Below are 9929 nucleotides of genomic sequence, written 5' to 3' on the forward strand. Positions count from 1 at the left end.
TTACGAAAAAGTAACACCTAATATGCTATAAACCATTGGTATTACTGACTTTTTTTATTTGTTCTATCTCACTCTTATATATAGGGCTAAAAGTTCCGCAAGGAACGGGTCGTATTTTTGAGAAAAACGCTCAAAAATCTCCACCCTCAGAATTAAAAAAAGTCGGTTCGTTTATCCTCACCTAAAGGCTATCGCCTTTTCTTTTTAATTCTGTCCTTGCAAAACTTTTTTCGGCTCGTGTACTTTTCTCGCCAAGCCGACAGACAAAAAGCAAAGCAATGGTTCTCGACTTGGACTAGCAAGTATACAAGCCGAACCGCTTAGATCACTCGTTCAAAAATAGTTCTTATATAACATATTGATACGTAATACGTGGGGTTTTCGCCCCCACACGACGAGCCAGCACTCTAGCCAAAAAGCAAAAGTATATTAGTATTAAGTAATGGTAAAAAATGGTTTAATTTTTGAGAATAAAAGAAAAAGGAAACTTATTTGTTTAACTTCAAAAGAAATTTATCCCAAAAAATTAGAGAATAATGGCATAAAAATCTTGTAAAATTGTTTTGTGAATGTAAACTTAAATTAGGTTTAACTCCCTTTGCGGTAGTGTTAATAAATACTAATACCAATCGGGAGTGATGTTTTACTATGAGACAAACAAGAAAGTCAAGAATTAGAAGTGAACGAAAGGCTGCTAGAAAAGCCGTTATAGAACGGTTTTTAGGTGACAAAATGGTCACCTTCGCTGGATGTGCAGTAGGACAAGCAGCAGGACAAGTAGTATTGTTTTTCTTAAAGATGTATTTTGGGTAATGGGGCGTTAATGTCCTAGTAAGTTCTGTTCGAAAATTCGAGCGGGAGCGATCGCCAATCGCGTTACACCGCAGTGTAAGCCACATCAGTTAGTCATATCTGATGTCAACACTACAAAATATAGGTCTGGATAAGTAGATGGAACGCAAAAAATAGTGTGGGTAAAACCATACTATTTTTTTTGTAAAAAAAATAGCCCTTGATTGCCACATCAAGGGCTTTTTTGTCATATTTTTATCGGGAATACTTGAGACAAATCTTTTCACAATTCATTGGGGCCAACCAAAGAATTGTATAGTCATATTTTATTTACGAGCTGTATAGTCGCATTTACCAATCGGTCTGATGTTTATTGTCCTATGAATAACAAACTATTCGATTATCAAGTTTTTAGGATCAAAAAATTAAGTTTCCGTATTCTTAATATAGAAAGATCTTGATGCGCGCGAACAATGTTTAATTGTTTTTGAATGGTTTTTATTTGATATCCACTCAGTCATATATCACACCTCCTTTCATTAGAATGGCAAGATTGTGTAAAAGTAATATTTTTCGCTGGATTTAATTCTTTTACAGAAATCTTGCTCTCTTAGTATAAGTTTTTTGTTTATAGAAAAACAAGAATTTGATGATTTTCTTAGTAAAATTTGGTGAAATTGTAGGGGGTGATTTGTTGTTTGTATATTTTATACATACTCAGTTAACATAACGCACAATTATCGGTAGCAAGATTTTCATAGAATCCTTGTGTTTATAGGGATTCTTCTTTTTTTGTCTGTTTATTTGGTATACAGGATTTTATACATGGTTGATGTAGCGGGGATTCTGGGGATCCGCGCTATTCTTTTTTTGCATAAAATCTTGTATAAATAAAAAAGATTTTGATGTTATTATCGAGAAGTAATACATATCGGTGTTAAAATCGGAATGTATTTCGAAATTAAATCGTTTTTAAAATCGGTTTTTATATCGGTTGCAATTATATTCCGATTTTGATTGAAATGTTGATTTAATCGTGTTTTTTAAGTAAAAAACGTATTCCGTTTTTTGGGGAGGAATAAAAATTGGAACTAAAATCGGAAATGCACACACCGAAAATTGTTGCGGATTTTTTAGGGATCACACCCGATTTGTTAAAGGTGTGGTCAAACGAATTTAACATACAAACGGAGCGAAGTCAGGGAGGGCATCGCAGATACTCGAAGGAAAATATAGAAGAATTAAAAGCAATAAAAGAAAAAATACAGGCCCAAAAATGGTCTTACGATCAAGTTAGGTCATGGCGAAACGGAGAACTTGATTCGTTTGTTTCAAAAGAAGAAAAATCAGAATTAGAAAAGAAATTGAATGAAGTATTAGAAAATCAACAGTTACAAAATCAATTTAATCAAGCACTTGTTCAAAAATTGCAAGAAATTACGAATGAATTGGTTACGACAAAAGAGCATTTAGCGAATACGGAGAAAAAGTTAACTGAAGTAGAAGGTAAAAACAGTGAATTAGAAGTTTTTATAGAGAAGAAGCTAGAGAAACGAGATCAGTTATTGCTTGAAAACATTAGAGATATGCAGGCTCAAAATCAGAAACAAAAAAGGAAAGGTTTTTTCGGTTTGTTTAAAAAGTAAATTTGTCCGGTATTTTATGTAGGGTTCTAATGTCGGAAAAAGAAGAATAGAAATATAGCATACATACAATAAGGGAATGCAGTATAGATCAGTTTACAAGCATTCCCTTGTTATAATTATGTTTTTATTTATATGATATAAATCTTGTTCTAATAGATTTTTGTACTTTTAGTGTATATTTTGGTTGATATGTTTTTAAATATAAGGTTATTTTCTTTTAAGAAATAGTATATTTGTAAGTATATTTAACACGAAGAACACACTAACAAATATTCCCCAGTATAAAGTAAGTTCTAAATGTGGTAAAGCTAAAACTCGAAAGATTATTTTATGTATTAATGCAGTTAGAAGAACTAACATGCAATTTAATAAAGTAATTCCTAAAATTCTCATAATTCTAAAACACCCTTTCTATTTATTTGTATGATTCTGTCTGAACCTTCAGCAATTTCATTATCATGAGTTACACAAACAATTGTTTTTCCTAATTTTTTTAAATCATGAAATAAAGAGACAATCATTTTTTTATTTTTACTGTCCAAATTTCCCGTGGGTTCGTCAGCTAATATAATATTACAAGGTTTTAACATGATTCTTGCAATTGCTAAACGTTGTTGTTCTCCACCACTTAGCATATATACTTTTTTATTTAGAAACGTTGAATCTAATCCTACTTTTTCTAAAGTTATTGTTAATAGTTCTTTATTAAAGTCCTTATTATAGGTTTTTGAAAGTAGTAAATTAGTAGAAACTGTTTCATTTTCCATTAAAACATAGTTTTGAAAAATATACCCTAATATATATCTTCTTAAATATTGGATTTCTTTTTTTGTAGGGTTTTCATAATCAGCTATTTTTATAATCCCTGAATCGGGTTTATCTAATAAACCAATTATATTTAAAAGTGTGGTTTTTCCAGCACCGCTTGCTCCTACTATAGAGACAAATTCATTTTTATTTATATTTAAAGAGACGTCAGTTAATATAGGTTTTTCGTCAAAACTTTTATTTATATCTTTTAGTTGAATCATATATGATCTCCTTTTAATATCTTCGTTACATTCTTTTTATTCCAGTGGTTTCCAAATATATTGATAATTAGTAAATCTATTAAAATAGCAAAACTAACTAATATAAATACAATATTTACACCATAAAAAACATATACAGCTATTCCCGCCGTAAGATGTGAAATTAATGTAATAAGAATTATATTACGGTTTCTTTTCCAATAGGAATATCCAAACAGATATTTAAGGTTTAGTAAATACACATTTGCATTATAATATGACCAAATAAATGAGATTAAAAGTATTATTGACAAGATTATTGTGATAACTAATCCAATTGTTTGTTGTAGTAATAACCATTGTTTTTTAGCAATTTGATCTTTTGTTTCGCTGTAAACAGATATAGTATTATTTATTTCTGTTACGTGTGTCTTATTTAGTGCTGGTGAAATATTTTCAAGTGCATGTCCTTTAGACTTATCTATAAAAAATAAATTTGTAGTTGTATATGATCCAATAATTGAAGAGTCCACACTTTCATTATAAATCATAGCAATAGGGTCTTTAATTCTATTTGTATTATCACCAGTAGTACTATCAAAGGTAAAATAATATTGTTCATTTTTTGTGTATATTACATTAACTGATAAATCTTCTATAGGAGTATTGTTTATTGGAGTTCCAAGTGATTTATTGTAAATATTAGCAACTTCAACTCTTTGGAAATAAAATCGCTTTTTATATGCAGCAATAATTTGATTCTCAAATTCTTTTAGATTTTGAGGAACTAATACACTTAAAACATTCCTATCATTAGATATTTGATGAGAAACATCTTTACCTTCAATATCTTTAATCGGATTAATTTTTAAATAGTTTTTATCTATGACTATACTTCTACCTTTGTGAGAATATATAGAGTTTCTATCTTTTATTGCATTTGTATAGCTATATATTGGTTTACCATTGTCATGTCCGATAACATGGAAATTCCCACTGTCTATTAAAAAAGCATTATGGTTTGTTTCAATTTCTTTGTAAAAATTAAAAAATCTATCATTTAAATCTTTATTTGAATTTGGTTTGTCAAGTACATTGGTATTTAACCTTTGGACCTGTATTCTAAAAACGTTTTTTGTTTGCTTCCAATATTCTAAACCTTTCAATTGATTTTTCAATTGGTATATGTTTACAAATGAAGAACTAATAATACCAAATAATAAAAGAGAGACAATCACTTTAAGAATGGCGGATATCCATTGTATTTTTATAAATGATAAACTTCCTTTTATGTCCATAGCTTCATTGTTCAATTGGTTAATAAACCAGGTTATTGATGTTATAAAAATAAATAAGATGGATACAGTAATTATATTGATTGTAATAAAGGTTACTATATATTCTATAAAGAAATGTGTTTGATTAAAGATTAAGATAAAACTAATTAAAGTGGTTAATAATAAAAATATGATTATAGTAAAACACTTTGTAAATTCTTTTGGAATGAAAGTTAATTGTTGCCATACAGAGTATCCCCATAACTTTTGTAGCAACATTTTTTTTCGATTTAGGATAAGATAGTAAAATAATCCTATGAAAAGAAGCACAAAAGAAAAAACCACAAGCATTATTAAAGTCATATCAGTTAAGACTAAGCTATTTACATTATCATTTAATAATGAGATTTCGCCGTACTGCGAAAATTCTTTATTAAATGCATCAATTATTTCTCTGTTTGCCCCTTGTAAGTAAAATTCGTCTCCTAATCCAACGTTATGTACTTGGTTCATCTCATATATACGAATTTCCCAATTAGATAAAGGAAAAGAAAAGGTGCCTGATTGATTATTTATAACATTATCTTTTATATTTGAGAGATATTGATTTCCTTTTGGTAACTGTCCTGATTCTACATAGATATTCGGGTCATTTTTTATATTTGAGGAATAAATGTTTAGCTCAGTTTCACTTTGGAATTTATATTGAGAGATATTTATATTTTTATTTTTAGAAAAGGTAATAATATCTTTGATCATTTTGTTAGGGTCAAAAAAATTTTTAGCTTGATTATAATCTATTTTTACTAGTTGTGCTTTTGGATAAGTAATGTCAGCTAGTTGTTTGTTACTAATTAAAAAATATCCTAATAAATTAACTGAAATAAACATTATAGTAAATAACATATAGAGGATTTTTTTCATAAAATATTACTCCTTCAAATAAAGAAACATGGTAGATTTACCATGTTTCTTTTTCTTTATTTTAGCCACGTCCCCAGTTGTCTGTTGTCCAGTTACCTCTATTACCACTATTAGTACTATAAATCCAAGTTTCGGCACGGTCTCCTGGATCTTCGTATAAACTATATCTTGTAGAGTTGCTATTAGATGCACTAACACCATGTTTTTTATAGCTATGATCGAATTGAGAACCATGTGTATTTCCATCCCAGTAGGTTCTGAAACTTCCACCATCAGCTTTTTGCCAAGGATTTGGTGAAAAAGCGTATTGTACTACACCAATTTCTCGGTATTTTTTCAAAATAGGATCTAAATCGACCCCTCCTGAAGTTCCTGTAGATTCAGCTGCTGATGCATTGATTGTTGATAAACCTAGGCATGCACATGCTGCAATTGTTGCGACAAGTTTCTTCATAATTAAAAACCCCTTTTTAATATTTTTTATTGCCATTATCAGAATATTATATTTTAAAGAAAAAATCTACCTATTTTGTTAAATATTAATAAAAATGGTTTTTATTTCTATGCATTTAAATCTATTCTCTAAAAGTATATCCTCTGTTTTTATAATATCATTATAGAATTGTATTAGATTAACTTTTTAATAATTTAATTCTTACATTTATGAATATTCTTTATTTTTGTTTTGTAAATTTGTGTTTTTTTGATGAGAATCTCATTTTTTGCTTGTGAGAAGTTTAATTTCTTTATTTATATTTTGTTGAGGATTAATATCTTAACAATTATTGATAAATAAAGGGCTTAAAGAATGTATAAAGCTTTTTGACATTATTAAAATCATCTTTTATAAAGATATTTGCTACTATAAATAATTACCTTGAACTATTTTTGATGTAGAAGGAGCGAACGAAATGAATCTTAGTAAACAAATTAAAAAATATCGAGATAGGGAAGGATTTTCTCAAGAAGATTTAGCTGAAAAAATTTATGTTTCTCGTCAAACCATTTCAAATTGGGAAAATGAAAGAAGTTATCCCGATATTCATAATTTATTGCTTTTAAGTGTTCTTTTCGATGTTTCTCTAGATGATTTAGTTAAAGGGGACGTGGAAATGATGAAAAATAATCTTCAGCAAGTTAAATTTAATAAGTTAGGACAGGTAATGGCTATATTTTTGATTTTAGCTGTAGGATCCATGGGATTAGCAATTAAATATTTTGGTAACGTAGGTTTAATTATTCCATTTGTTTTTTGGGTAATTGCTATGATAGCAGCTATAAAAATTGACATAATCAAGAAGCGTGAAAATATAAAAACATACGCTGAAATTGTTGCTTTCATGGAAAATAAAGATGTGAATGCGGAAAGAGACAAGCGAGATAAGAAAAAATACATCATTCAAAAAACGTTGATTGTTGTAGGGGTTGCGTTGGTTTCAGGAATCATTGCTCTTTTGAGTTTTTCTATATTTTTATAAGATAAAGATTTTCAATGTTATTGTGTAAATACAAGACATGATTAGAAATAGAGAATATTATGTTGGTCAATCAAAACGGACCTAGTGAAACGAAGGGAGTATTTGACTTGACCAACTGAACAAAACCCAGACCCTCTTGGCACTGAACAAACTACTGTTTGTTCCTGCCAACCGGCGAGGGGTGCCCCTCAAGGATTTGAGGGGGTGGGGAGTTCGATTGATGGGGTCAAGGGGAAGGGTTCCCCTTGTAGGTTCGGACAAAGTCCGAGATCTTTTCCATGCTTGGCATGGTCGGCGAAGCCGAAAAGCGTCAAAATACGTATAGGGTTACGTTAATTGACATCATTTCGTCGCTTTGCTAGACTGATGGTATCAATTAATCTAGGGAAAGTGGTGGCACTTTATGTTGGGTTCTATCTCATTTAATCAATCCCACCAAAGTTCATTAAGTCATAATAATAGAGAAAATATTCATGGGAATCCTGGTATTGATCCATCCAGATTACATGAGAATATTTATTTTGTTCAAAAGGATATCCGAAGTGTATACAAGGATATCTTTCAAGAAGCCGTGGACAAATATAACGAGAAACAAAAACGGAATGATCGTAAAATTGATGATTATTATGACAAAATACATAAAGACGATAAGACGCATGAGCAACGAGAATTAGTCGTAGCGATTGGAGAAGGTAAAGACGACCCAAAGTATAGGGAGGTTAAGAAAGAAGCGTTAAAACGGTATGCAGAGGCGTTTCAAGAGCGAAATCCTAATCTAGCAGTTTATAACATGGTTTTACATGATGATGAAGCGAATCCACATTTACATATTAACTATGTACCGAATTTCAAAAGTAGTCGAGGATTAACGAGGCGTGTCGGAATGGATAGAGCTTTGCAGCAACAAGGTGTAGAAGGAACGGGAAGAAAGTTAATTGCACATTGGAGAGAATTAGAAACGGCCTATATTGAGCAATTGGCTAAAGAACATATTCCGAATTTTGAACGTGCTAATGTAGGTTCACATAAATACATGAAAGTTCGTCAATACAAGGAATATGCAGAAGCGAAGTCAACTATTGAAAATCAAGTACAAGAAAAAGAAACAGAATTACAAACGATTGATTATGATTTAAAAAATGTTAAAGAGAGAACAAACGAATTAGAATTAGCTAAAAAGAGTTTGGAAAGTGATGTCGTTGATACGTACAAAGAATTAGAGGTGGTAAAACAACAAGTAGAGAGTGAAAATGAAAAGCTGCAGCTAATTGGCCAGCGTCACCTGGAGTTAGAAAAAAGAGTAGAACAAATGCAAAAAGAATTAGATAGTGCTAGTGATCGAGTGCCAAATGAACCTGTTAAAATTCCATTTTTACGTAAAGAAGTAGTAGTAGAAGTACAGGATAAAATGTTTGGAAAAGCTGAAATTACAAAGAAACAGACAAGAAATTATGTGTTATCACCAGAACAATATCAAGAAGTAACAAAACAAGTGCATGCAGCCGTTACTATCAAAAAGGATTATGAACGTTTGAGAGAAACAGATTTTGTGAAAGAGAATGAAAGTTTAAAAGTGCATGCAGAGGGATGGATGAAAGAAAATCGAACGTTGAAACAAGAAAAAAGTAAGTTGCAAAAAGAAGTTGGTGTATTAAATAGAGAAATTAGCTTGTTAAAAGCTTATATAAAGGGTCTGCAGACGAATATAAGAGTTTTGTATGTACAAACGAAAAAAGTTTTTAAAGAGCGATTTAAGGTGTTTAGAGAGATCGTTAAAAATGAATTGGATAGTAAAGGAATAGATAATCAATTTGAAAGTGAACATAAGAGAGAAATAAGCAGACATCGAGACTTTGATAGGGAAAGATAGGAGTGAATATTGTATTTTTGCAAGAGACGGAAAGCTTTAACAAGGTGTTTCATGTTATTATAGAGAAAGACATACAAACGAGAAAAACCGCCCAAGCTTTGGACGGCAAGGCGGTTTTTCATAATAAGGTTGGAATCAACCAATATATATTCTATATACATTCTAACATATAAAAGTTGATTCCTTCCACTAAGGGAGAGAATTATTTTATGACAAAAGTTGTAGATTTTGGACAAGCTGAACAAAAAGCAAAAATAAGAGATAGTAAGATTGATAGTATTTATGACCAGTTGCAAGCCGGTGGTTACTCAGAAGAAGAGAAAGCAATGCTCTTGCAGTTATTAAGTAAAACAACTGGTGGAGATGAGTATTTCATAGGGAAAAAGAAAAAACCTACAGATCGGGTGAGGTTTGTGCAGCTAATTATGGATAACGTTAATTATCTTACTGAAATTGAGTATTTGAGTAGCAAGGAAGAAGCATTTTTATTTAAACTTGCTCCATATGTTGAATTCAAAACCAACGTTATTATTCAAAAAATTGATAAGGACAATGTAGATACAACTACTCCAGCATCACCTACATATTTAGCCGAACGTTTTAAAATGGCAAGAAAAAATGTTTCTTTAACAATGAATGGTTTATTTAAAAAAGGGGTTTTAGGAGTTGCCGCAGCAGGAATAACAACAGAAGATGGTCGTGCATGCACAAGTCGTACATGGTTTGTAAATCCTAATATTATGTGTTGTAGTCCTAAAGATGGGATAGATAAAGCAACTCAACATATTTTTAGAAATTCATTAAGGAACTTTAAAATTGATGAGTCTAAGAAAAAATATAAATTACCAATCTACTTATTTTAGATGTCAAATTCTCATTGACATCTTTTTTTTATTATGTTTTTCCTTTTTTTAGGTGTTACTTTTTCGTAA

9 protein-coding genes are annotated in these 9929 nt (G+C 30.4%); 5 read left to right on the forward strand and 4 right to left on the reverse strand.

Going from position 1 to position 9929, the window contains the following annotated elements; all coding sequences use genetic code 11:
• The first annotated feature begins 648 nt into the window (after window positions 1–648).
• Both ABWK52_RS00735 and ABWK52_RS00740 read left to right on the forward strand, forming a co-directional pair.
• Complete coding sequence (locus ABWK52_RS00735; RefSeq protein ID WP_176527148.1) at window positions 649–813, forward strand: hypothetical protein; 165 nt, start codon at window positions 649–651, stop codon at window positions 811–813.
• 1064 nt (window positions 814–1877) lie between these two features.
• Window positions 1878–2438, forward strand: a complete 561-nt coding sequence (locus ABWK52_RS00740) for a MerR family transcriptional regulator (RefSeq protein ID WP_098542431.1) — start codon at window positions 1878–1880, stop codon at window positions 2436–2438.
• Between the two features lie 207 nt (window positions 2439–2645).
• Here ABWK52_RS00740 and ABWK52_RS00745 read toward each other — a convergent pair whose 3' ends face one another.
• From ABWK52_RS00745 to ABWK52_RS00760, 4 genes are all read right to left on the reverse strand, one after another.
• Entirely contained in the window at window positions 2646–2831 is a 186-nt protein-coding gene (locus ABWK52_RS00745; RefSeq protein WP_098542430.1) for a bacteriocin-like WGxF protein, read from the reverse strand.
• A complete protein-coding gene (locus tag ABWK52_RS00750) occupies window positions 2828–3469 on the reverse strand; it encodes an ABC transporter ATP-binding protein (RefSeq protein WP_098542429.1) in 642 nt (213 codons plus the stop codon). Before ABWK52_RS00750 ends, ABWK52_RS00745 begins: the two co-directional genes overlap by 4 nt.
• Window positions 3466–5649, reverse strand: a complete 2184-nt coding sequence (locus ABWK52_RS00755; RefSeq protein WP_098542428.1) for a DUF1430 domain-containing protein — start codon at window positions 5647–5649, stop codon at window positions 3466–3468. The genes ABWK52_RS00750 and ABWK52_RS00755 overlap by 4 nt, the downstream gene beginning before the upstream one ends.
• 61 nt (window positions 5650–5710) lie before the next feature.
• The gene (locus tag ABWK52_RS00760; RefSeq protein WP_098542427.1) at window positions 5711–6103 is read right to left on the reverse strand and encodes a lactococcin 972 family bacteriocin; all 393 of its coding nucleotides are present in this window, start codon (window positions 6101–6103) and stop codon (window positions 5711–5713) included.
• 457 nt (window positions 6104–6560) lie between these two features.
• Between ABWK52_RS00760 and ABWK52_RS00765 the strand changes: the two genes are divergently transcribed.
• The 3 genes from ABWK52_RS00765 (at window position 6561) to ABWK52_RS00775 (ending at window position 9860) form a co-directional block, all read left to right on the forward strand.
• Complete coding sequence (locus ABWK52_RS00765; protein WP_098542426.1) at window positions 6561–7127, forward strand: helix-turn-helix transcriptional regulator; 567 nt, start codon at window positions 6561–6563, stop codon at window positions 7125–7127.
• Between the two features lie 403 nt (window positions 7128–7530).
• A complete protein-coding gene (locus ABWK52_RS00770; RefSeq protein ID WP_098542425.1) occupies window positions 7531–8997 on the forward strand; it encodes a plasmid recombination protein in 1467 nt (488 codons plus the stop codon).
• Between the two features lie 209 nt (window positions 8998–9206).
• Window positions 9207–9860, forward strand: a complete 654-nt coding sequence (locus ABWK52_RS00775; RefSeq protein ID WP_098542424.1) for a MarR family transcriptional regulator — start codon at window positions 9207–9209, stop codon at window positions 9858–9860.
• Window positions 9861–9929: the final 69 nt, after the last annotated feature.

The organism is Bacillus sp. AP50, from assembly GCF_040492675.1.
GTDB classification, from domain to species: Bacteria; Bacillota; Bacilli; order Bacillales; family Bacillaceae_G; genus Bacillus_A; species Bacillus_A cereus.